The following is a 24,442-nucleotide window of genomic DNA, read 5'->3' on the forward strand; positions in this document are numbered from 1 at the left end:
GTTACAGCCATCATATAACCCACAGTGTTGACCGAGGCAGGTGAATGGGCAGCGCGTCCCCGACAACATAGCTTTCAATTTCATTGGGGTTCACCACGGCGTCTAAGTTGGTGTCGCCGACCCGCAGCTTGAGCCGGGTTTGTGTGCCAAGGTAGATGACATCGGCGATGATCGAGGTCAGGGAGTTCTGCCCATCCGCGGCAGTGCCGATCCGCACATTTTCGGGCCGAAAGGTGAGTTTGCCAGCGCCGGCCGTGGCTCCCTCCGGCAACGACAGCTTGCCAAGCGCACAGTCAAAAACCTGGCCGTCTGACGTGCCCGGAATGAAATTATGCCCACCGAAAAACCGTGCCGTCGCCTCGTCGATGGGGCGTTTGTAGAAGACATCGGCTCGGTCGTATTGCTTCATCTGACCATCGAGGATCAGCGCCACGCGGTCCGCGAGAACCACCGCCTCTTCCTGATCGTGGGTCACGAAGATCGTGGTGATGCCCATTTCCTGTTGCAACGAGCGGATCAGGTCGCGCATTTCAAACCGCAGATGCGCATCAAGGTTCGACAGCGGCTCATCCAGCAAGAGCACATTGGGCTGCACAATCAGCGCGCGCGCCAGTGCGACACGTTGCTGCTGCCCGCCGGACAGAGCACTGGGTTTGCGGTTGCCCAAATCCGGCAGTTTGACCAGTTCCAGCATTTCGCCCACGCGGCGTTTGATCTCTGCAGGGTCTTTTTTGCGCATCTTGAGGCCAAAACCAACGTTGTCGGCCACGCTCATGTAGGGGAACAGCAGGTAGTTCTGAAACACCATGACCACGCCCCGATCTTCTGGCTTGTCGCGCAGGACGGAGCGGCCATCAAAGGTAACGTCGCCTGAAGTCGGCTCCAGCAGCCCGGCGATCATCTTCATCGTCGTGGTCTTGCCGCAGCCGGACGGGCCCAGCAACGCCGTCAACTCACCGGTGGGAATTTCCAGCGACAACCGGTCCAGCGACGGGGTGGTTGCGCCAGGATAGACCTTTGTCAGCTCTTTGATCGAAACATGGGTCAAATCTGTCCGAAGCCTCCGACAGCGCCGCTGCGACCCGAGAGGTGCTTGGCGGTGAGCAACAGGATGATGATGCCGGGCAGGATGTAGATCATGCCGATGGCACCGGTGATGTCATTGCGGCCTGCGGTCGCGAAGTTGAAAAGCAGGAGCGGCAGGGTTTCGACCCGCCCGCCGCCGATCAGCAGGGTCAGGATGTACTGGCTCCACGACACCAGAAAGGCAAAGAGCCCACCGACGATGATGCCGGGGCGGATGGCCGGCAGGGTGACGTACCAGAAGGTCTTGAGCGGCGAGGCCCCGAGGCTGCGCGCCTGCGCCTCGAACGCCGGATCGTAATTGGCGAAGATGCCCGACATGACCAGCACCATGTAGGGCAGCGTCGGGATCAGATGCACGAGGATCACGCCCCAGACGGTGTTGTTCAGACCCATCGAGATAAAGACCGAGTGGATGCCCAGAACGACGGCGATACCGGGGACAATCGTGGGCGCGAGGATCATCAACTCAACAATCTCCTTACCCCGGAATTTATACATTCCCAGCGCGCGCCCCGCCGGAACACCGACCAGAATGGACAGGGCCGTCGCAGCTAAGGAAATGCCGATGGTCAGCCAAAGGCTGTCCAGCACCCCGGCGGTGTCGGACATGGCGTATTCCCAAGCGCGCAGAGTCCAGGTTTTGGGCAAAAGATCGGGGTAGAACCAGCCGCGCGCGAAGGACCAGATGGCCAGCGGGATCAGCGGTAGGACAAGCCATGTGATCAGGACAACCCCGGTCAGAACCCGGAAGCTGCGCATTGGAATGCTCTCGGCGTTACTCATGCGCTACCCCCTGATCCGGCGGCGCGAATAGCGCATATAGAAGTAGATCATCACCGCAGAGAGCAGGGCGATGACAATGGCCATCGCCATGGCTTCGGGCCGCGCGGCGAGATCGACATCGGTGTATTTGCGGTAGGCCAGCACGGGCAATGCGGCGGGGAAATTCGCGCCCAGAATGGCCGGAATTTCATAGGCGCCGAAGGTGAAGGCAAAGACCATCACGCTTGCGGACAAAACGCCGGGGAAAATCAGCGGCAGCAGCACATAGCGAAAGGTTTGCCACTTGCTGGCGCCCAGCGAGCGCGCGACACTTTCATAATCCTCACCGATGGATTGCATATTCGCCAGAACGATGACCCCGATGAAGGGGATCTCCTTCCAGACATATTGCAGAATGATTCCAATGGCATAGGGGTCGAAAACAAGCGCTGGAAAGTCGCTGGGCCGGGCGATCATGCCGAATTCATGCGCCAGACGCGCGAAGCTGCCGGATTGCGAAAAAAGGTAGAGCATCCCGATGGCACCCACCAGATGCGGCACCGTCAGGTTGAGCTGGAACAGAAAGTTCACGATGCCCCGGCCCACGAAGCTGCGCCGTAAGAGCAGTGCCGCCCCGATGGCGAGGACCGAGGAGATCACCGTGGAGGTGAAGGCGATGTGGAAGGTCAGCAGGAAGGAGAGGTAGAATTCGCGGTCCGTGAAGACGGAGATGTAAGCGCTCAGGTCCGGTTCGGTCAGACCGATCACCGGCATATAGTTGAAGCTGCGCATCAGCCCGATCATCAGCCCGCCAAAGAACAGCACAACGATGATGACCATGGCGGGCAGCAGCAGCAAAAAGATTTTCGTTCGGTCTGACAAATGCCCGACTTCCATTTGGATCGTTTCGGTGGCGAGGGCCCCACGACGCAGGCTGCGTCGTGGGAAGGATCAGCGGGAGACTACTGGCCGACGTTTTCCAGCCATCCCTTTTCGATGGCGGAAATCCAGGAGGCCTGCAGTTCAGGCAGGGCTGCCTTGGCCAGTTCATCCGCCGGAACCACGTTGGGGTGCGCCACGATGGTGCCGAAATCCGCCTGCACCGCCTCGCTGGTGCGGGAGACCTCGATGGCCGGTGCTGCGCCCCAGACGTCCGGGCGGGCCTTTTGATATTGCGCCTCGCCGGACAGCAACAGGTTTTGCAAGACCAATGCGGCTGCCTTGTTTGGCGAGTTGAAAGGGATGATCGTGTAGTTGGTGTTCCCGATGGTGCCATCAGTGAGACCATACCCTTGTGTGGTTGGCGGGAAGACCCCGTTTTCGATATTCAGGCCAACGCCGGAGGGTTCATAGTTGAACGTGAGATCCACCTCGGAGTTTGCATAAAGCTGCTCCATAGCGGAAATCGACGCCGGATAGGTTTTTCCTTCGCGCCAGAGGTATGGCTCCATGTCGTTCAGGATATCCCATGTCTTTGTCGCCACCTCGTCGAACTTGGCCTGGTCGAAGTCTCCCAGCAGAGTGTCCACGCCCCCGGCCGCGTGATAAAACACGTGGCGTACAAAGACAGAGCCGTTAAAATCAGGTGGCGCGGGATATGTGAAACGGCCCGGGTTTTCCTGCACCCAGTCGATCAGTTCACCGATGGATCGCGGCGGGTCGTCAAAGCGGGCTGTGTCATAGGCAAAAGCGAACTGCGCTTTTGACCAGGGTACTTCACAGCCCTCGACAGGCACACCAAAGTCATTGGCAATCGCTGGGTTGTCCCAATCTACAAAGGCGTTGTTGGGCAGAATGTCGGTATAGCCGCAATAGGCCAGCCCACCTTGCTTCATGGTGCGGAAATTCTCGCCGTTTATCCAGATCATATCAACGGATCCCGCATCCATGACACCGGATTCCTTTTCGCCCAGAACGATGTTCACCGCCTCGACCGTATCGCTTAAGCCCACACGGTTCAGCGTGATGCCGTACTCATCTTGCAGGTGACCGCCGATATATTCCGAGACGTATTGGTTGATGTTGTCGGACCCGCCCCACAGGAACCAGTTCACCTCGCCGCCCTTGGCCAGGTCGACAACTTCCTCCCAGGACATGCTGTTCAGCGCCTCACCGTCTGCGGTGTCCGAAAAGCCAACTGTCGGTGCGAGCAAAAGGCTCGTGGCCAGCAGCGCCATTTTCAATTTCTGTCTCATTCTCACTCCCTTGGTAGTGTCAGCGTTTTCTGATCTGTCGCATTTTTGGAGGTCATCAGCTGATGGTTTTAGCGGGCTTTTACAGATGCCATTTCTGATCAGGTCGCCGTGCCGCTCTTCGATCTATCGCATGTACACGGGCCCTGAGTTCTTCCTCCCACCCAAATTTGTATGTACAACTTGATAGTAATGACTCTGATGTGTCAAGGATGACTTTGGACGGGACAATCTAGTGTCATGACGCGTCCATGGGATTGTCGGGGTTTGCCGCCCATGCCTGCAAGGATGCCGCGTAGAGACCGACATCCGGGCCCCCCAATTATACCAGGGCGAGTGCGTTGATCGATGCCAGAATACCCGCGACGCAATAGGTGACCTGCCTTTTTCCCTGATCGTCTTCGACAACGTTCACGGTACAATCGATCCCCAAAAGATCCGGATCGCGCGCGTCTTCAGCCATTCCGCAGTAACCAAGCCATCCATGTTCGAGATAGTTTCCTTGTGATTGTGCCGACTGGTACCACAGATCGCGCAAACCCAGGAGTAATCCAAAACAAATCCTGGTGATTGGAGCACTAGGGCGAGGCCATCCGATGCCCCGCCCCGCTGTCTTTGTCTACTCGATAAAGGTCCGGGCGAGCCGTTCCTTCAAAGGTTGTGTCAGATAACTCAACACGGTTTTTTCCCCCGTATTTACAAAGAGATCGGCAGGCATACCGGGAAGCAGTTCCAGATTGGCGACCGTATCAGGCTGTTCAGTGTCGAGCTTTACACGTGCAACGAAATAAGGATCCCCGGTGCGGTCGTCCTCCAGACTGTCGGCCGAGATATCAACAATCCTGCCATTTGCCTCGGGGATGTCACCCTGGTCAAAGGCCGACAGGCGCACGCGTGTTTCCTGACCGATATGCAGTTTTTCGATGTCGTTGGTGTTCACGCGGGCCTCGATCACCAGAGGTTCGTCTTTCGGGACAATTTCCAGAATAGGCGTGCCGGGCCGGACAACGCCGCCTGTGGTGAAAACGGTCATCCCCACCACATGGCCACTGGAGGGGGCGGTCACCACCACACGTTTGAGCCGTTCCGAGGCGCCCAGAAATTGCGGCTCGACCAGCGCCAGCTGAGCCTCGACAGCGGCAAGTTCCACAGAAATGGCCTCTTCGCGCAACTTCTGTTGGCTCAGACCTGTAAGCTGCAGCTCACCAATCTGATTGGTCGCCTGAGCTTGCTGCGTCCTAAGCGATGCATCGAGCCCGCTGAGCCTTTCGATCTCGATGCGCCTGGCGTTGACCCGCGCCGCGGCGACCAGACCTTTTTCCTGCAGGGACTGTAAATTCCCCAACTCCATCCGCGTGATGTCAAGCTGCCGCGCATTGGATGCGCGCTGCTCTTCCAGCCCTGCGACCTGATCTTTCAGGCTGGTGATGCGCTGGCTGAGGATTTCGGCCTCCGTCGTCCGGGCGCGTTTCTCTGCATCAAACAATTGTCTTTGCGTCAGGTAGGCAGCGGCCCACTCCTGTTGCGGCAAATCGATCAGGCGCATCTCCGACGTCTCGTTGACCACAAAGCTATCCGCGCTGTCGATCTGCGCCAGTAAACGCGCCCGGCGCACCAATAGGTCCCCCAGCTGATTTCCCAAAACGTTCACATCGACGTCCAGATCGGTGCTGTCGAGTTCCAGAAGCGTCTGCCCAGCCTCGACAAAATCACCATCTGCCACAAGGATTGAGCGTATGATGCCGCCATCAAGATGCTCGACAGTCTTCCGGTTGCCTTCCACCACGAGTGAGGCGGGCGCCACGACGGCACCATCGAGTTTTGAGGATTGTGCCCAGAAAACGGAGCCGCCGATAAAGCAGGCCATCACAAGCATGCCGAAGATCACGAAGCGACGGATGCCGGTGTCTGCTGGCTGATCCAGAACCCGGTTATAGTCTTCGAGACGCAGAATATCCGGTGCCGGGCGGTTTGGGATCAGGCGGGTCATTGCGCCGTTCCTTCCTTGATTTTGGGATTTGGTTGATTTGCAATGGAGGGTTGTCGCTGCGCGTCCAGAACGTTTTCGCCGTTTGGCCGCAGCACATCATGTTTGTCGCCGAATTGGGTCTGTGTGCCCTTGTCGAGGATCAACACCTTGTTCACCGCCTGCAGCGTGCTGGGACGGTGGGTCATGACAAAGGTGATGGCACCCCGCCCCCGCGCAGTCTGGATCGCCTTGCGCAAGGCCAGTTCGCCTATGTTGTCCAGATCAGAATTGGGTTCATCCAGCACCAGCAGAAATGGGTCGTTATAGAGCGCACGGGCCAATGCGATGCGTTGCCGTTGTCCGCCGGAGAGGAAAAACCCGTTGCCGATTTCTGTTTCATACCCATCGGGAAAACTGCTGATTAGCTGGTGCACATCCGCTGCCAGTGCGGCCTGTAGCACCTGATTGTCATCGATGGTGGTCGAGAACCGCGCAATGTTTTCGCGCAGAGTGCCATCAAAGAGCTCAACGTCCTGCGGCAGATACCCGATCAGCTGACCGAGGTCTGCGGCGTCCCATTTTGACATTGGTGTTCCATCGAGCCGGATCGCGCCGCGTTGCGGGTGCCAGATGCCCCCGAGCATTTTTGCGAGGGTGGATTTTCCGGACCCGCTGGCACCAATGACCGCAACGACGTCCCCTGCGGAAAGCGAAAAATTGATCCCGCCAATCGTTGCATTGCGCGCCAGCGGCGGCCCCGCCTGTGCGATACTGGCGTCCAGAGACAGCGTAGGGCGCGGCAAATGCAACCGCACCGGATCCTGCGGAAAATCCGCGGTAAGGGTGCTGATGTTTTTATAAGAGCCGCGCGCGGCGAGGAACGTGCGCCATTGTCCGATTAGCTGATCGATCGGGGCCAATGCACGCGCCAGAACGATGGTCGCAGCGATCATCACACCGGCGGTTGCCTCGCCCGTGATCGCAAGCGCGGCCCCGAGGCCCAGCGTCGCGGATTGCAGCCCCATGCGGATCGTTTTTGACAGGACCGAAAACCCGGTGACCCGGTCGCTGGTGCGTGTTTTGAGCTGATGTGCATCCTGTTGCAGAGCCGTCCAGCGCCGGGCGAGATCACCTTTCATACCCATGGCCTGGACAAGCTCTGCATTTCGCTCACCCGTAGTGAACAAGGCATCGGACCGGCTGCGCGCGCGTGCGGCATCTTGCATTACACCTGAGGCGCGGGCGTTGTTGATCAGCGCGAGCGCGGTCAACGTGACGGCACCCGCCAGACCCAATGCGCCCAAAAGCGGGTGCAGAATGTAAAGAACGCCCAGATAGATCGGGATCCATGGCGCGTCGAAAAAAGCGGTCAGAGTGCTGCCGGAAATGAAATCCCGAAAGCCGGTGACATCCGCAGCCGGGGTTTCGCCCGGCACCGTTTTGCCATTGACGCGTCGGCGCATGGCGGCCTGCAGGATGGGCGCGCCGACTTTGAGTTCGAACTGGGCGCCGAGCCGATTGAGGATCCGCATCCGCATCAGATCAAGGCTGCCGGTGACGACAAAAACACCGGCCAATAGCACGCTTAGCGCGATGAGGGTATCGATGTTCTGGCTGGTCAACACGCGGTCATAGACCTGCAGCATATAGAGCGGCCCGGCGAGCATCAGGAAATTCAGGACGAGGCTGAAAAAGGCAACGGCCCAGAAGCCACCTCTGAGAGAGGCCCAGGCCTGTTTTACGGGGGATTTTCTCTGAAACATGGTGTGATCTCTTTTCAGGAAGGGCAGGGTGGCGAAGGATGCCGCCACCCTCTGTTTCGGGTTAGGCGATGAAGTCGTCTTCGCTCAGCTGGGTGCTGTCGATGCCTTCGAAGCGCACGGAGGCGTCTGAGGAGAAGGACAGAACCGCGTCTGAGCCATCCTGCGTGATCGCACTGGCCAGATCGAAGTCCGATCCGAAATCCGACAGCCGGATTTTGTCCACGCCCAACTGGAAGTCTGCGATGACATCGATGCCATCACCGGGGGCGAAGGTGAAGGTATCGCTGCCGTCCCCGCCGATGAGCAGGTCGTTGCCGCCCTGACCTTCGATCAGGTCATCGCCGTCCCCTCCACTCAGCCGGTTGGACAGATCGCTGCCGATGATCACATCACCGTCGTCGGAGCCGATGACGTTCTCGATGGAACTCAGAACATCGGTTTCGATCTGGTTTTCGATCACATCCAGCCCGGTGATGCCCGAAGGCACATCGCCGTCGATGCTGGCGCCTGCGTCCACCAGCGTGTCCTGAACCACTGGCCCGTTGGCACCGGCGGGTGCATTGTGCAGGTGGATCGCCGAGACAACGCCCGGGATCGGGGTTTGCAGGTCTGCTTCATTCAGGCCCACAATGGTCAGCTCGCTGGAGTAGCTCACTTCACCTGTCACCAGGTTCTGCGTGATCACAACAGAGCTTTCGCCCGTGGCTTCGCTGTCCGAGGTCGGCCCCGGTTCCTGGCTTGCATCCAGACCGCCCGAAAGCGTGATAGTGCGGACATCGCCCACCGTGTCATCGCTATCGACCAGCAGTTGTCCGCGGATTTCACCACCGATGAAGTCCGATGTGTGGATGTTGAAGTAGAGGTTGCCCGCCACAGCCTGCTCCACAAACTGCGCACCATCTGCAATGGCAGATCCGAACTGACCCGGTGCCGAGACCACCTGATCGGTCACACGAACGGTAAAACCGGTGTCCCGCGTCGCGGTGCCATTACCGTTTGGCCCGAGGTTCACCGTCATGCCAACATCGAGGTCGGAGAAATCTGCCGTATCGATGCCGTCGCCACCGTCGATGAAATCGTCACCAAGGCCACCAACGATCACGTTGTCACCTTCGCTGGCAATCAGAACGTCATCGCCTGCGCCGCCGTTGACGACACCGTTGATCTGACCAAGGTCTACAACGATGTCGTCTCCGTCACTCAGCACCACATTACCATTTACAACACCCGTATCGTCATTGACGAAGGTAACTGAGCCCGCTTGCGCGGCGTCGATGGCGTTCACGCGACCTGTGATTTCGCCCTCGTTCACGATGGCGCCGAGGATGTTCAACCCACCATCAATGCGGATACCGGCAGCAGCGTCGCTGTCTTCCGATCCAGCAATCAGCCCGTCGTTTTGCACCAGACCAGCGAAACTGGCCTCTTCGACGTTGCTGAAGAGACGCAGGCCGTCGCCAACCTGATTGCCCTCTGTTGCATCGCCGCGTCCCTGAAAGGTGCCTTCGTTTAAGATCGCGGCAGATACGACGTCCCCCGCGACATCACCGGTTTGCAGCGAGACGGCAGAGCCGTTGTTGCCAAGCCCGGCGTCGACTGTGCCGGTGTTGGTGAAGGTATAGCCGTCGGCAGTCCCATCGGCATAAACCGTACCATTGCGCTGGTTGCCCGTACCCAGGATCGTTCCTTCGTTAAGCACATCAAGACCCTCGCCATCGATGTTCAGCGCACGGCTGTCTGATGTGACCAGGCCTCGGTTGACAAAAGAGCCGCCGGTGTGATCGCCGGTGCCAAAGTAAACACCGTTCTGACCGCCCGCGAAGACACCGCTCGCTTCATTGACCAACTCGCCCTTGAAGTTGACGCCGTTGACCGACCGGAACGCGCCGGTGGTGCCCACGAGGCTTTCCGATGTGACCTCGCCGGAGTTGCTAATTGTGCCGTCAAAAAGTGCTGGCGCGAAACCTGCCTCACCCCGCAGGCCCTCCAGGCGGATACCGTCGCCTGCCGTGCCCGCCGCGGCGGAAGCCTGCCCGCGCCCTGCAATGGTGCCTGCGTTGGTGATCTCCACATCGCCGTTGCCATCTTCGGCCAACGACAGCGAGATACCTGCGCCATCATTGTGCTCGCCTGCATCGATTGTGCCATTGGCGAGGTTGTTGATGGAGAAATCGCGCGCGGTATCGTCCGCATAAACAGTGCCGTTGCGCTGATCGTCCGTCCCGAGAATGTCGCCGCCGTTGATCAGGTTCACACCTGTGCCATCAATGTTGACCGCCCGGCTGCCGGACTGAATGGTGCCGAAGTTCAGGATGTCGAGGTCATGCTCGGCCTCGCCGATGTAGACACCGTTGCGCGCACCCTCGATGGTGCCAGTGGCGGTGTTGAGGATACGGCCTTCTGCCGCCACGCCATCGGCCACGCGGATGCCGCCCGCAGTGCCCTGGTTGCTTTCCGAGGAAATCAGACCGGAGTTGACGATGTCGGTCTCGGATACTGTGCCTTCGGCGCCATTGTTGATACGGATACCGTCGCCCGCGCCGGGGGTATTTGACGCTTCTTGTCCACGCCCTTGAATGGTCGCGCCCAAGCCGTTGAAGATTGTGTTGGAGACACGGTCACCGGCCTCATCCCCCACTTGCAGCGAAATGCCTGCGCCATTGTTGCCGGTGCCTGCATCGATGGTCGCACCAGTGAAGTTGCTGATCGAGACGTCTTCGGCGCCCGCATCGCTGTAGATGGTGCCATTGCGCTGATCGCCGGTGCCAAGGATGTCGCCAAAGTTGCGCAGGCTGACGCCTTCGCCCTGGATGTCCACAGCGCGGCTGTCGGAAGAGATCACGCCGCCCCGGAAGTTGTCTAGCGTGCCGGAACTTCCGGCGCCCGCAAATTGCACGCCGTTAGATTCACCAGCGATTTCGCCAAAGTTGCGAATGGACGCGCTGCCGCTGACCTGAATGCCGGTTGCCAATGCGTCAGGGCCGGAATTGGCCTCAATGCTGCCTGAGCGAAAGTTGAAGACCTGCGCGTCTTCGCCTTCGACAGACACCGCCGCCACCGCATTATTGGTTTCAACCTGACCGAAGTTCAGGAACCGGGCAAAATCGTTGTCGAGTAAAAAGGCCGGCGTGTTGTCGACGATAGTGCTTTGAAAAAAGCCGTTGGTCAGGGTCTGACCGTCACGGACGGTTTCCTGTGCCAGTGACGAGGAGGTCAATAATCTGGCGCGCAAACCTGCGAGAAATTCGGATAGCATTTGAAAGCTCCATACTTGAGTTCAGTTGTGCGGATGTCTGATCGGGGAGTGGTTCGATCCGCCTCTCAAGGATTAGGATGCTGTTCCGGGGCGCTGAAATTTCTGCTTTGAATAGGGTTCATAACCAGCGCGAATACTCACGCAGGCCGTGAGGCGGATATTTTCGAAAGTCTTTGAAAACAGGTGCTTACGCGTAGTTCTGGCATATTTATTTTTATTCGATTACGCGCAGTCACAAGAAAGTAACGCAGGGTGATCGGGAGAAGATGCGTTTTGAGCACCAGATGCCGCATGCATTTGGTCAAAGCCTTGCAAGAATTGAGCCATCGCCGACGCTTGGCGCTGTTCCAGCCCCAAAATTCAGGTCAGGTCTGTTTCCGGATCATGAGCTTGTAGCGCTTGCTCAAACGGTATCTTGGACGGTTAGCGGTGCAGGGCGCAGCACATTCTTTGTTGTGCGGGATGCGACCGTCCCGATAGGAGGCGCTTTCAATATGTGATCGCGCATCACCTTGATGACCTCTGGTCGTGGATATTCCGGGCGGGTGAGCACGCCGAGCTCTCTCATGTTGCCTTCGTCATCGAATGGGATAAATTCCAAACCGAAACCATCGCGTTTGAATTGTTCTGCGGCAACGGCGTTGATCATGGTGCAGGCATCGCTTTGAGCGACATGTCGGCAAACCGTTTCAAATCTCGCGGAGCGCACGTCGATCCCGGTCACATCTGATGTCGCTGCCGAGGCCTCAGGCAGTTTTGCCTCCAAATCATATCCGAAGGAAGTGTCAAACCGGATCAATATATTTGCCGGGACCTCATGAGCCCAGATGCTCTTTTTCCGCGCCAACGGATGGCCAATCCGGACACCCAGGTACAGCGGCTCAAGCCAGAGGGATGCGAAATCCATGGGTTGGCGCGATCCCTCGTAGATCGTGTCAAAGCTCTTGCGCGCGATGAACGCCATATCGATCGATTTGTCCTCGACCATCCTGGCCAAGGGAATAGGGTATTCCTCGACAATAACCATACGCACATTCGGAAACGCCGCGGCGAACAGGTCGTTAAAGTAGCGCGACAAATAGGCCGCCAGTGTTGGCGTCATGCCCAACCTCAAAGGCAAATCTTCGACCGCGCGGTGTTTGTGTGCGAGGTCTCTGATGCCATCGACCATGGCGGAGACCTCTTGCGCCTTGACGACAAGTTCGGCGCCGAAATCGGTCAGCCGGACCTCGTTCCTCCCGCGTTCAAAAATGGCCATGCCCAATTCGGCCTCAAGTTTCTTGATCTGATTGGAGAGTGCGGGTTGGCTGACGGCAACAACCTGCGACGCCCGCGTGAAGTTCCGATGTTCAGCGACGGCGATCACATATAGTAAATCTCTTAGGTTCATGGTGTCGAACATCCAAACGGTTTGGTTTGTTGCGAGCGCTGTGTTCCATCGAGCGTCGGTGCTGCCATATAATTCGGGCAGCAGCAGTCCAGGGTCGTCAAGCACCTCGCGAGCCTAATCGTGTCCAAACCAAAGCCCAGCGACAATAACTTTCGCCTTCCATCGCCAATTCGTGAAGGCGCGAGAGGTGAGCTGTGCGAAGCTGCACAACCCGTCGCGGGCGATTTCGAAAGTTCAAATCTGTGCAAGCAAACAGAAAATTACGGCTATTGGCCGATCACCAGACGACCATCCGTCGCGCTGATTTCCTGCATGAATTTGGTGACTGCATCCGTGTCCATCGGGCGCGCCAGGCCAAAACCCTGCAGGTAACAGCATCCGAGCTCCTGCAGTACCGAGACATGGTCAAACGTCTCCACGCCTTCGGCGACGACACTGACATCCAACATCTTGCCAATCCCAATGATCGTTTTGATCAGGTCGCGCTGACGTTTGGACCCAACAATTGGCTCGATCAAAAGCCGGTCGATCTTGAGCCGTTTGGGGGCAATCTGCAGCAGACTCACGATGGAGGCGTGCCCGCTTCCAAAGTCATCGATTTCAATCTCAATACCCAGTTGTTCGATCTGTTTCAGGTTGCGTTCGATGACATCGTTTTTTGAATCGAGAAAGGCCGATTCCAATAGCTCGAAAGAGATCTTTCCCTGGGGCAGGTTCAGGGGTTGCAAGCGTTCGCCCAACGTCGGGTCATTGAGCCGATGCGAGGAGACATTGACTGAAATTCTTGGAATATCAATGCCTTGAGATTTCCACTGTTCCAAATCGTAAAGTGTTTTGCGCAGCACCAACTCATCGAAATGTGCGACAAGCCCCATATCCTCGGCAGTGCTCAGGAACTCTTCCGGCATGATCAGGCCAAAGGCTTTGCTTTCCCATCTGACCAGAGCTTCCAATCCGGTCAGTTCAAGTGTCTTTGCATCGAACTGCGGCTGATAGTGACAGGTAATCTCACCCTGATCGAAACCGGCCAACAGCGCATCAAACGAATTCTTCCGTCGCCGCGCGTCCTGCTTCATTTCGGTGGTGAAAAACCGGAACCGACCGCGGCCCGCCTGTTTGGCTGCGTAAAGCGCGAGGTCGGCATTGATGAAAAGACTGCTGTTCAGCGGCTCGCCATCCTCTGACACCGCGATTCCGATGCTTGTGCCGATATTGCACTGCTGCGAGCCGTAAAAGAACGGTTGCGACATGTCATTGATGATGTTTTTTGCAATGTCTTCCAGAACCTCAGTGCCCGGAACATCCAAGAGCAACGCCGCAAACTCGTCACCGCCGACGCGGGAGACCAATGCGCTCTCCGGCACATTCTTGCGCAGGATTTCGGCCGCATGTTTCAGAGTGGCGTCGCCAGCGTCATGCCCCAGCGTGTCATTGATCTGTTTGAAGTGATCGATGTCGAAATGCAGAACGGCCAGTTTCAAGGCGGCGGCGTCGGACCGCTCCACCAATTCCGTGAACATATCGTCCAGATAGCGCCGATTTGCCAATCCGGTGAGCGCGTCGTGTCGGCTTTCATGTTCCAATCTGGCGCGCGCAAGTTCAAGTTCCTCCGCGCGTTCATAATCGTGTGTGACATCGAAATTGACGCCGTAATACCGTGCGCCATGCTCAGCATCCTGCACATACTTCCCGCGGGTCCGGATGTGCCGCACCGTTCCGTCGCGCTTCAAAAGACGATAGTCGCAGGCAATGTCTTTGCCTTGCTTCAGGCATTCCTCGGAGAGCGCCAGCGTTGCTGCCTTGTCATCGGGATGAATGAATTCAGACCAGGCTGTTGCCCCCATGTGGTTGCTGCTGCCTTCCAGTCCGAACATCTTCAGCAATCGGTCATCCCAGTAGGCATAATTTGCGCCCACATCGAATTCCCAACGGCCCATTTCCGCCGCCTCCATCGCCGTGTCCAAACGCTCGGCCATGCGGTGCCGCTCCAACTCGACCGTCTTGATGTCAGTGATGTCGGTATCGGTGCCAATAATCCGGGCAGGGAGGCCATCCTTGTCGCGCCGCACGACACGTCCGCTGCTCAAGAACCAAACCCAGTGACCAGCTGTGTGTTTCTGTCTGAATTTGTAGTTGATCACATCCGTTTCAGCACACTCCAAGCGTCGGAGCTCCTCCTTGATGTGATCAATATCCTTTGGATGAATCGTCTCCAGCCAAGCCTCGTTGGTTGTCGGGATGGTGTCGTTTTCGGTCAGGCCGCGTAATGCGCGCCAGGTCTTGGAAACAAAATGACGGTCACGCTCAAAGTCATGATCCCAGACTGCCTGATTTGCGCTCAAAACAGCGGTTTTCCAGCGCCACTCGCTTTCGGCCAGGCTCAGCCCTTCCAGGAGAGCTTCGGGATCTGACCCATCTTGGTTCTCCAGCCGAAAATCGCTTGGTGTTTCCGTCGGCGTGGCACGAAAATCGACGTCAAATGGTGCCCCTGGCTCATCACTGTCGACCGCCTCGCTTGAGGCCTGGAAAAGATACCCAAGAGTTGCGTGCTGAGGATCGCTCAATGCCGATACGTGCCATGTTTGGCTTGTGGAATAACCATCTAGCCTCAAGCAGATGTTCGTGATGGGCGCATCGTCGGGCAGTCGAACAACCAGCTGCTCGAAGAGGTTTCTCGCCTCCGTGCCATCCATCAAATTTCGTACGTCCTGCCCGGTGGTGGTGTTCTCTTCTCCACCGAACAAAACAGAGATCGCGCGTTGATTGGCGCAAAGAATAGAGTAGTCCAATCCCACGAAAAATGTGGGTAGCGCCAGTGAGTTCACCAGCGACTCCACAGAAAAGCCCAAACTAATGTTGTTCTTATGGTGCATTGGTACTCTCGAAACACTGGTAAAACGGTTAGCAATGGGCACTTAAAGCCGCGTTATCATATAAAAGTCGAACTGTTTTGACACATTTGGTGGTCGGAAAAGTCTTTCTCCTAAGCAGCGTGACGGCACCCAAGGCATCAAAAATTCGACCACTGGCAAACATGCAGTGGCGCAGACCTGGGGTGATGGCCGTGGTTAATACGTTGCAATACACACAAGTACGGTACTATTTTAAGTTGTTAACATGTTGAACGTAATTTCTTTTATGGAGATCGATACCCAAAGTTGCAGTGCCACAGGTGGCGATCATTTTTCGAAAATTTTGATGGGACGTGAGCTATGTCAATTGAGAATCCTGCCGTCATCACGTGGCGCCCCCTAGGGCTCGATGACATTTCGAAAATCGCCAATTGGTTTTGGGACTTTCAGGATGTGGCCTTGTTTGACCGCACCTTGCCCGTGCCGACCAGCGTGGATGCGCTGCGCGAAAGCTGGTCCAAGTCGATCGAATATTCGAAGTCGCCTTGTGGTTATTGGTTCATTGCCGAGGATGAACAGGGACAGCCTTTGGGGATCGCCGGGCTTGAATCGATTAACTATATTCAGGGGGATGCTGTCCTGCCGTTTTTCGTTGCGGAGGAATTTCGGAAAAGAGGGCTTGCCTCGGCGATGGCGGTTGCAGTGCTGGATTTGGCGTTCAAACGCCTGCGGCTGCACCGGGTCACCACCTTTTATCGGGACGACAACGCAGCAACACAACGGGCTCTGCACAAACTGGGGTTCACGGACGAGGGCAAGTTCCGGGAAGGCTGGTTTGTCGAAGGCGAACGCAAAGATATCGTAATTGCTGGTATTCTTGGTTCAGAATGGTTAGCCAGCAGGGATCAGGTCATTGATAAAGTGATGGAATCCTGCAAGCTGTCGTTTGCGCCAACCTGTTGGAAAGAAGGTCGTGGGTAGCACCGAACAAACATCTGGACCACGCGAGAACCTCAGACGGCGTCTGGTGGCGATTGCTTTTGCTGATGTGGCGAATTTCAGTACGATGATGAGTGTCGACGAAGTCGGGACGACGATTTCTGTCACCAACCGTCTGGAGAAATTCCGCGAGGCGATCCGCGCGTATTCCGGAGAATTCAAGGGGTCGGCGGGTGACAATGCGTTCATGGTGTTTGAAAGCGCCGTGGATGCCGTAACCTTTGCCATCGAGATGCAGAAAATTCTGGCGGCGGAGAACGAAGGCCTGCCGGAAGAAGAGAAGATCTGGTTCCGCTTTGGCATCAACCTTGGGGAAATCCTGGTCAGTGGTGATGAAATCACCGGTGAAAGCATCAACATTGCTGCACGGATCGAGGCCTTTGCCTCGCCCGGTCAGGTCTGTATTTCCGGCGCTGCCTATGATCACGTCTGCAACAAGCTGAAATACGGCTACGAATATCTGGGCGGTCAGGATTTCAAAAACATCGGTCGCACGATCGACGTTTTTCAGGTGCATGAAAATCCGACAACCGCGGCGATGACGCCGGGGCTGCGCCGCAATCTTGAAAACTCCGCCGAGTTCAAGGAGCGACCCATTGCGAACCAATCCATCGTCGTGCTTCCCTTCGGATTTCAGGGCAGCAACCGGGATGATCAGTGGTTTGCCGACGGTCTGACCGAAGACGTCACCACGAACCTGTCGCGGTTTCAGGAGTTCTTTGTCATCGCGCGCGGGTCGGCGAACATGTACGCGGAGCGGTCGAAATCACCCGCACAGGCCGCACGCGAACTGGGCGTGCGCTACGCGGTGGATGGCACCGTGCGCAAGGCCGGGTCGCGCATCCGGATCACATTGCAATTGCTGGACGCTTTGCAGGACAGAACGATCTGGGGTGAACAGTACAACCGCGATGTTGAAGACATATTCGACCTGCAGGACGAGATTACGCAGATCATCGTCTCCGCAACTGCCGCGCGGATCGAAGCCACGGAACGCGACCGGATGCGTCTTTTGCCGCCCGCAAACCTCATGGCTTACGGGTTTGTCCTCAAGGGGCACCGGCATGTTTTGAAGTATACGCAGCCAGAAGTGCGTCAGGCGCGCGACCTCTATGAAAACGCGATTGGCAGCGATGCGCGCTACGCCCGCGCCTATGCTGCGAAATCCAGAACCTTCAATCTGGACTGGCGCTATGACTGGGCGGAAAAGCCGGAAGTCGCGCTTGATGACGCGCTGATTTTTGCCCGCGAAGCCATCGATCTGGATGAGGCCGACGCGCGCGGATTTGGTGAGCTTGGGTTCGCCCATCTCTATCGCAAGGAGCATGAGCCCGCGATCAACGCCTATGACCGGGCGCTAAAGCTTAATCCGAACGATGCGGATTTGATGTCCGACATGGCGGACGCGCTGGCGCACATGGGCCGGTCAGAAGAAGCGGTCGATCTGTTGCTGAAGGCAATGCGGCTCAACCCGTTTTATCCTGATCAGTATATCTGGCACCTGGGCGGCGCGTATTTCAACCTCAAGCGCTACGAAGAGGCGATCAGCACGATCCAGACGATGCAGAACCCAACGGAAGGGCGTCGCATTCTTGCGGCGAGTTACGCGCATTTGGGCAAGGTCAAAGAGGCCGAAACCCAGGCTGATCTTGTGCGCCAGGCACACCCGAACTTTTCAGTGGATCGCTGGGCGTCGGTGCAACCCGACTTGCATGAAGAAGACGTGCAGCACTTCCTGGATGGGTTGAAGCGCGCGGGCCTTTAACTGCCCGCGCCGTGCCTGCTGTTAGTCGTTGGCGCCGCTGATCCGGGCACCTGATACCCGCGCACCGGACACCCGAGCCCCGGAAACGCGGGCCCCTGAGACACGTGCACCCGACACGCGGGCGCCGGAAACGCCGGCTGCGCCGTCGCCGCCCACCATGCCCAACAGCACGTCTTCAAACTTGCCCTGATCGACGTCCAAACGCACGGTTTCTTCGGTCTGCTTCACTGTCCATGCCTTCAGGCTGGCAAAGAATTTCGCGTTTTTCGGGTTTGGCCCCGGAACGGCCACAGTGTCCGCATCGACGCCGTCGTCTTTCACTGTGAACAACACAGGCGTTGGAATTTCGTAGTAGGCACCATCGTAGGTGAACCCGTAAATCCGGGCAAATTGCTTGCCTTCCTTGCTGACTGTTGAGTCCGTTTCCAGCCCCTTTTTGATGACGGCCAAGTCATCAACATTACGACCGAATAATACGATGGACTGGGAAGTATAGAGTGATTCTGACATAATTTGTGATCCTTTGAAGAGCGAAATCTACTCTTTTCAGCCTGTTGTTTCTGTGTGTTAACCTATTCTGCTTTTTCAGTCCATTGGAACCATCGTCCGCACAGAATTTGCATGGCTGTCCTTGCCCAACGGTTCGAGTTGCGGGCCAACATCGACAATCCCAATGTCGCGTATTCTGAAATTGCCGCGGATCAGACGTTCGAAGCGCCCGCCTGTGTGCTCCTGATCCACTTCGAGGAAGATATCGGCAATATCCACGAAATTCAGATCCCGCCGATCGATCTTTTGCCAGGTGTCCGCAAGATAGGTGCCCAGAATATCCCGTGCATCCAGCAGCGCCATTTTGAACTTGTCGGGATGATCGGCGTAGGCTGCGTCGAACATCTCCTGCATCACCGGGGCGTAATCGGCGGTGGCGAGCAATGTGTCGGAAAGATCCTCCATCTCGGGTGAAATGGCCCCGTAGTCCAAGAGCATCTCGTGAAAAAGATCCACCAGAATGTCAAAGAACGCGCCGGTCAGCGGTTGCGACAAATGATGCTCCTTGACCCAGCCTTTTGCGAATTCTCCCAGACGCTTATCGTTGGCGGCGATCCTGATCTGCTTGTTTTCCGACAATTCCGCCACGCGGTTCACCGCGTTGAGCATGTAGAGATTGCCGCTGGTGTTCTCCAACAGCAGATCGACCAGCGAATTGAAATGCAGGGACGAAATCAGTGCAACCAGATCGGCGGCGCTTTCGTGGAAACCGAAATATTCGCCCGTTACGTTGTTGGGGTCGGGGACGCCAACCTCGGAATAGATGATCGCATGGCCCAATTCATGAGCGATGACATCGAAATTCAGGCTGAAGGGTTTCAGGCTGCCGGTGGACCGATCCCCGCCCATTTCGATGAATCCGTAGCCGGAATAGGCGTTTTCCAGCGATGGCAGGATGGTCAGTTCCAGTCGGTCATGGGTCTTGTCGCTTTGCCAGGGGATCACCCGACCGAAATAATCCTCCCAGATGTCCATCACAAAACGAACGGTGCCAAAGAGATGCGCGGTCTCGAACTGCGGGGTCCCAGGCTCCAGGTAGTCGAAGTGGCCCTCGGCGTCCGGCATGGGCATCTCTTCGATCTCACCGGTCCAGGGCGGGGCCTGCACGTCAGAGCCATCAGGCGAGATGCCATAGGGCTGTTCCTTCCCGATCGGAAAGATTGTGTACATCCGGTCATCCGACGGGCCCGGCCCGAGGCTTCCGGCAGGAGATGAAACCTCGATGATTTCCGGCTCGCGGTAAGCTTCGAGAAATTGCGGTTGTGGGAAGAGTTTAAACCGCGTTCCTTGCATATTGTCGTGGCCCCCGCCCAGTCATTCCTGCGACATGGCTATCGCATTCCCGCGCGCCCGTCTATTCATCCAAAAAACTGCAATCGCCAAAAAGCTGGTATGCCTCGTCCCCTGCCTCGGGAATGGCCGCGCGGGGTCGGCTCCAGGTTTTCGTGGCATTCAGCCATAGATTGGTTTCTTCGAAATGATAGTTGGGCTGGGGCGTTTCAAAATCGCCTTTTGCCAGACACGTCAGAAGGGCATGGGCGTCAATGCGTTTCTGATCGACCTCGTTTTGGTCAATCCAGCCGCGTAATTCCTGGCGCAGGGGATCGGGTATTTCCTGCGACGCCGTGGTGGCCAGGACGCTGTCCCACGTGCGGGTTTTGTAGAACTGAGATTTTGCATGGCCCGCGATCCATGCGGCCTGGTTTTGCGTGATCACCCGTGCGCATTGTGCCGCGTCAAGCGTGGCACGCACGTTCACCATCGCGAGGCTCAACTGCGGGTATCCCATCTCCTCAGGACCATGCAAAAGCGCGACTTCATCATCGTCTTCAAGGCTTTCATCGCGGTAGGCTTCGAATATCTGCCCGATGCCGATCATGCCGAAGGCGTGCAATTCCGCTGCCCGAAGCGCACCCATGCTGGCGGCCCCAAACACTGGGATGCCTTGCGTCAGCGCCCAGAGAATTTCCTTGTGCCAGACCGACGGGGCGCCTTCGAAATACCCATCGATGATGCCGATGGCCTGTGGTCGGTCGCGAGTGGCCAGATATACATCCCCCTGTTGCACGGGCGGGCGCAGATCAAAATCCCCAATTGACGCAAGATCGAGACCTGCGATGGACGGGCCGGCAAATATAATCACGGTGCATGTCCCCGCCGCGCGCGTTCGCCCATGATATAGGCGTCATCGTCATGTGGGGCTTCCAGTCCGGGGATGATGACGCGGACCACGGGAATGCCGAATTCCTCTCGCGTCAGATCAACGACGGCAATTTCGTCAATCCCCACTGCAGACAGCCGCGCCTTGAGCCAGGTCAGATCCGCCTGCAAGGTCTCGTTTATCGCGCCGGGCAATGTCTCGAAACGGCGCATCCCGGTCTGGTCGGTCAGAAGGTCCGCAAAGGCGTCGATCTTCTGCTGGCGCCCCTCGCTGCTGAATTCGTCATGAAAGAGATCCTCGCGCGCGCCGGTGATGTAATTGAGCCGGGTTTGCGCCGCCTCATTCAACGCGCGGTTTAGGGCGATGGCGGGATCCGGATGCGTACCGGAGCCGAGACCGAGATGCCCTTCCGGCGACCCCGCTTCGTGGATGACGCAGAGCAGGCTCGCCACGCCAACATCGGTGGTCACGTCCCACAGCGCGCACCTAAAACCAGCCTCGTGGAATTTGCCAAGTGTTTTGCGCGCGACGGCCTCGGTGACCGACGCAGGGTCAAGCCGCGTTGCGCGTTGCGCGTCCTGCGGCAAATGGTGCCAAACCGCCAGGGCATCGCGTTCAATCACCTCGCAGATGGCGTGGCAGATCGCCTCCAGCGGATGGTTCCCGGAGGCCAGCCCATTGGTGCTCGCCGGGAAATATCCGGTGTCCTGTGACGCGGGATGGGTGTAATCGGCGTGCACCATCTCAAGCGGCACCAGCTTTTGCGTATCGCTCATTAGATCGGTGGCCATCACCCAATGCATCCGCAGGGTTCGCCGTGGGATTGGCCCGGGCGTTTGGGGCAGGCGTGCTAGATCAATGAAATCGTGCTTGTCCGAAAGATCGACCGCGCTCGCGTAGAACACGGCACGATCAAAATGCTCCGCATGCCAAATTTCAATCGCTTCCATGAGCGCGGATGCCTTGGCGTGATCGTATGTCGCCCCCTTGCCTTGCGAGATCGCAATGGAGCGTGCGTTGGGGCGGATGGCGATGGCAACCGGCACGGAGATCCGGTCCAGCCCGGTGACATTGGCGACGCGCGTGATCCCGAAGTCATGCATCATCGGAACGATGCGTGCGAGTGTTTCCTGAGCGGTGCAAATGCGATGCGATCCCTTCAGCAATTGTTTGTCACTGCTGTCCTGGAAATCCATATGTGGCACGCTCGCTTTACCCTTTTTGATATTCAAACCACACTTATCGAGGGACTGGAATGGCCTTGTTTCGCGATGGTCTGACAGATGAGGCAAGAGTGCAGACCGGATAGACCCCGCGCGCGCGATCCTCTAACATCGACGCGCAGGGCCATGTCAGGCCCCTGAAAATACGGCTCAAATCGCCCATGAATATCCGGCAAATGCGCATTCTTATTGCGGTGATCGACACTGGCTCATTCGCAGCGGCAGGAGATGCCATCGGGCGGTCGCACTCCGCGATCAGCCTTCAGATCAAAGCGCTGGAGGCGGAGCTTGGCGTAGTCCTTTTTGACCGCGTCGCGCGGCCACCCCTTCCGACGCCCAAAGCCCGGGCACTCGCCGATCACGCGCGCAAAGTCATCGCCCTTTTCGATGCAGCCGAAGACGTCGTGACGGGTCAGCTGGTGCGTGGGCGGCTGATTGTGGGCGCTGTGCCGACGGTATTGAGTAGTTTTCTGCCCAGGGCGCTGGCTGAATTGAAAGCGCTGCATCCTGAATTATCCTTCGACGTGCGCAGTGGCAGTTCCGACAGTCTGGCGGATCAGTTGGGGCAGGGCTTGTTGGATGTGGTCGTCTGTACCAAACCGCCGCGCCCGATTGCGGGGTTGGAATGGCACCACATCGCGCAGGAGCCCCTCGCCGTGATTGCGCCCAAAGATGCAGAGGGGGATGAAAAGGCGCTGCTGACGACGCAGCCTTTCATCTGGTTCAACCGCAAAACCTGGGCGGGTGGCGGCATCGAGGCCCGTTTGAAGAAACGTGGAATAGCCGTGAATGCCACAATGGAAATCGACTCGCTGGATGCCATTCAATCTATGGTACGCGAAGGGCTCGGGGTTGCGATTGTCCCCGTTTGCAGGGGCAGCTCAGGCGCCTGGCCCGGCCTCCGCTCCGTCCCCTTTGGTGACCCACCCTATGCTCGGGATGTGGGTGTGCTTGTAACAGATGGTGTCTCTTCAGATCCTTTGATCCGGACATTCCTGCAAGCGCTCTGATCATTTGCAAAACTCACGTAATTTGCAAGTTAAACTCGATATCTTGCTAAATGCTAATGTCGTAGACTGTTCGTGATCCCGCCGCACTGGAGCTTTGCGATGTTTGACAGATCCTTTCAGGACGCCCTGTCGAGTTTTCTGACGGAAGAGCAATCTGCATTGCGCGCCCGCGCCCGTGCTCTGGCCGAAGAGGTGGCGCGGCCCTTGGCGGCGGAGACGGATCGTTCCGAAACCTATCCCACTGAGGTGGTGCATCAGCTGACCGACGCGGGTTTCATGGGCATGTCCGTGCCGCAGGATCTTGGCGGGCCCGGAATGTCCTGCTTTGAGGTTGCATTGGTTGTCGAAGAATTTGCCCGCTGTTGCGGCGTTTCCGGCCGCATTGTGGTTGAGAGCAATATGGGTGCTGTGGGTGCGATCATCGCCTATGGCACGCCGGCGCAGCGTCACATTGCTGCCAAGCACGTTTTATCCGGCGACAAGCCGGCCATTTGCATCACAGAACCGGAAGCGGGCAGCGCGGCGACCGACATGACGACAACCGCTGTGCGCGATGGTGACAGCTGGGTGCTGAACGGGGAAAAACACTGGATCACCGGCGGCGGAGTATCCCGGTTGCACCTGGTGTTCGCGCGCGTGGTGGAAGACGGTGTTTTCAAGGGCATCGGCGGGTTCATGGCCTACCTTGGAGAGCCCGGGTTGGAGATCGGCGCCCGCGAGCCCACCATGGGATTGCGCGGCATTCCGGAAACGCAAATACGCTTTGTGAACATGCGCCTGCCACTGGATCGGCTGATCTCCCCGCCCGAAGGGATCGAGCGCGGCTTTGCTGGATTGATGAATGCCTATAATGCTCAGCGGGTGGGGGCTGCGACGGTCGCCTTAGGCATCGCGCAGAGTGCCTTTGAGGCTGCTTGCGCCCATGTCAAAACGCGCGAGCAATTCGGCCGCCCCATCGCCGAATTCCAGGGCTTGCAGTGGATGCTTGCGGATATGTCCATCCAAATCGAGGCGGCGCGCATGATGATTTGGCGTGCGGCCAAAAGCGCGGAAGCCGGAACCTCGGGTTTTCCGGACCCGATGCTTGCGGCCCAGGCCAAGGTTTTTGCCTCGGAAATGGCGGTCAAGGTCACGAATGATGCGCTGCAACTGCACGGGGCGACCGGGTATTCTCGTAACAATCCGGTCGAACGTATGGTGCGGGATGCGCGGATGTTCACCATTGGCGGCGGGACCGCACAGATGCTGCGCAACCTGATTGCGGGTGGGGTTTTGGATATGAAAACCCCACAAACACGGGATGGCTACGCCTCTTTGGCGGCGGAAAATCACAGAAAACCGTCGGGCTGAAAATCCTCGCGCGCGTTGACGAAACGATAGATTTTTCGTGAACGCGGCGATCCTAAGTGCAATTTTTGCACAAGCGACTAGGTTACGAGCATCCGAAACCGCCAAGGGCAGCCTG

General features: G+C 57.6%; 18 protein-coding genes. 4 read left to right on the plus strand and 14 right to left on the minus strand.

What is annotated here, in order from left to right:
- Window positions 1–10 precede the first annotated feature (10 nt).
- The 10 genes from Q1A63_RS03985 to Q1A63_RS04030 all read right to left on the minus strand — a co-directional run bounded on the left by Q1A63_RS03985 (window position 11) and on the right by Q1A63_RS04030 (window position 15,243).
- Window positions 11–1,048 carry an ABC transporter ATP-binding protein gene (locus tag Q1A63_RS03985; RefSeq protein WP_298969436.1) on the minus strand — a complete coding sequence of 346 codons (1,038 nt, stop codon included), beginning with the start codon at window positions 1,046–1,048 and terminating at the stop codon, window positions 11–13.
- Window positions 1,045–1,869 carry an ABC transporter permease gene (locus Q1A63_RS03990; RefSeq protein ID WP_298969437.1) on the minus strand — a complete coding sequence of 275 codons (825 nt, stop codon included), beginning with the start codon at window positions 1,867–1,869 and terminating at the stop codon, window positions 1,045–1,047. The genes Q1A63_RS03985 and Q1A63_RS03990 overlap by 4 nt, the downstream gene beginning before the upstream one ends.
- Before the next feature lie 3 nt (window positions 1,870–1,872).
- On the minus strand, window positions 1,873–2,730 hold the full coding sequence (locus Q1A63_RS03995; protein WP_299630741.1) for an ABC transporter permease subunit: 858 nt from the start codon (window positions 2,728–2,730) through the stop codon (window positions 1,873–1,875).
- A gap of 80 nt (window positions 2,731–2,810) precedes the next feature.
- The gene (locus Q1A63_RS04000; protein ID WP_298969439.1) at window positions 2,811–4,043 is read right to left on the minus strand and encodes an ABC transporter substrate-binding protein; all 1,233 of its coding nucleotides are present in this window, start codon (window positions 4,041–4,043) and stop codon (window positions 2,811–2,813) included.
- Window positions 4,044–4,362: 319 nt separating this feature from the next.
- Complete coding sequence (locus Q1A63_RS04005) at window positions 4,363–4,503, minus strand: hypothetical protein (RefSeq protein WP_298969440.1); 141 nt, start codon at window positions 4,501–4,503, stop codon at window positions 4,363–4,365.
- Window positions 4,504–4,659: 156 nt separating this feature from the next.
- Window positions 4,660–6,030, minus strand: a complete 1,371-nt coding sequence (locus Q1A63_RS04010) for an HlyD family type I secretion periplasmic adaptor subunit (protein WP_299630742.1) — start codon at window positions 6,028–6,030, stop codon at window positions 4,660–4,662.
- Complete coding sequence (locus Q1A63_RS04015) at window positions 6,027–7,772, minus strand: type I secretion system permease/ATPase (RefSeq protein WP_299630743.1); 1,746 nt, start codon at window positions 7,770–7,772, stop codon at window positions 6,027–6,029. The genes Q1A63_RS04010 and Q1A63_RS04015 overlap by 4 nt, the downstream gene beginning before the upstream one ends.
- Before the next feature lie 61 nt (window positions 7,773–7,833).
- Window positions 7,834–11,028 (minus strand): CHRD domain-containing protein, encoded by a 3,195-nt coding sequence (locus Q1A63_RS04020; RefSeq protein WP_298969443.1) that lies wholly within the window; start codon window positions 11,026–11,028, stop codon window positions 7,834–7,836.
- A 403-nt stretch (window positions 11,029–11,431) separates the two neighbouring features.
- On the minus strand, window positions 11,432–12,418 hold the full coding sequence (locus tag Q1A63_RS04025) for a LysR family transcriptional regulator (protein WP_298969444.1): 987 nt from the start codon (window positions 12,416–12,418) through the stop codon (window positions 11,432–11,434).
- Between the two features lie 266 nt (window positions 12,419–12,684).
- Window positions 12,685–15,243 carry a GGDEF and EAL domain-containing protein gene (locus tag Q1A63_RS04030; RefSeq protein WP_298969445.1) on the minus strand — a complete coding sequence of 853 codons (2,559 nt, stop codon included), beginning with the start codon at window positions 15,241–15,243 and terminating at the stop codon, window positions 12,685–12,687.
- Between the two features lie 387 nt (window positions 15,244–15,630).
- Between Q1A63_RS04030 and Q1A63_RS04035 the strand changes: the two genes are divergently transcribed.
- Entirely contained in the window at window positions 15,631–16,251 is a 621-nt protein-coding gene (locus Q1A63_RS04035; protein WP_298969446.1) for a GNAT family protein, read from the plus strand.
- Window positions 16,244–18,034, plus strand: coding sequence for a tetratricopeptide repeat protein (locus Q1A63_RS04040; protein ID WP_298969447.1), 1,791 nt, complete (start codon window positions 16,244–16,246; stop codon window positions 18,032–18,034). The genes Q1A63_RS04035 and Q1A63_RS04040 overlap by 8 nt, the downstream gene beginning before the upstream one ends.
- Window positions 18,035–18,055: 21 nt before the next feature.
- Here Q1A63_RS04040 and Q1A63_RS04045 read toward each other — a convergent pair whose 3' ends face one another.
- From Q1A63_RS04045 to Q1A63_RS04060, 4 genes are all read right to left on the minus strand, one after another.
- Entirely contained in the window at window positions 18,056–18,544 is a 489-nt protein-coding gene (locus Q1A63_RS04045) for a pentapeptide repeat-containing protein (RefSeq protein ID WP_298969448.1), read from the minus strand.
- 75 nt (window positions 18,545–18,619) lie between these two features.
- Window positions 18,620–19,876 carry a hypothetical protein gene (locus tag Q1A63_RS04050; RefSeq protein ID WP_298969449.1) on the minus strand — a complete coding sequence of 419 codons (1,257 nt, stop codon included), beginning with the start codon at window positions 19,874–19,876 and terminating at the stop codon, window positions 18,620–18,622.
- 61 nt (window positions 19,877–19,937) lie between these two features.
- Complete coding sequence (locus tag Q1A63_RS04055) at window positions 19,938–20,726, minus strand: TfuA-like protein (protein WP_298969450.1); 789 nt, start codon at window positions 20,724–20,726, stop codon at window positions 19,938–19,940.
- On the minus strand, window positions 20,723–21,940 hold the full coding sequence (locus tag Q1A63_RS04060) for a YcaO-like family protein (RefSeq protein WP_298969451.1): 1,218 nt from the start codon (window positions 21,938–21,940) through the stop codon (window positions 20,723–20,725). Before Q1A63_RS04060 ends, Q1A63_RS04055 begins: the two co-directional genes overlap by 4 nt.
- A 188-nt stretch (window positions 21,941–22,128) precedes the next feature.
- Here Q1A63_RS04060 and Q1A63_RS04065 point away from each other — a divergent pair, with 188 nt between their 5' ends.
- Together Q1A63_RS04065 and acdA are read left to right on the plus strand one after the other, a co-directional pair.
- On the plus strand, window positions 22,129–22,977 hold the full coding sequence (locus Q1A63_RS04065; RefSeq protein ID WP_299630745.1) for a LysR family transcriptional regulator: 849 nt from the start codon (window positions 22,129–22,131) through the stop codon (window positions 22,975–22,977).
- Between the two features lie 99 nt (window positions 22,978–23,076).
- On the plus strand, window positions 23,077–24,327 hold the full coding sequence (acdA, locus tag Q1A63_RS04070; protein WP_299630748.1) for a 3-sulfinopropanoyl-CoA desulfinase: 1,251 nt from the start codon (window positions 23,077–23,079) through the stop codon (window positions 24,325–24,327).
- Window positions 24,328–24,442 lie beyond the last annotated feature (115 nt).

The sequence above is a fragment of the uncultured Roseobacter sp. genome, from assembly GCF_947499265.1.
In the GTDB taxonomy this organism is placed as follows: domain Bacteria; phylum Pseudomonadota; class Alphaproteobacteria; order Rhodobacterales; family Rhodobacteraceae; genus Roseobacter.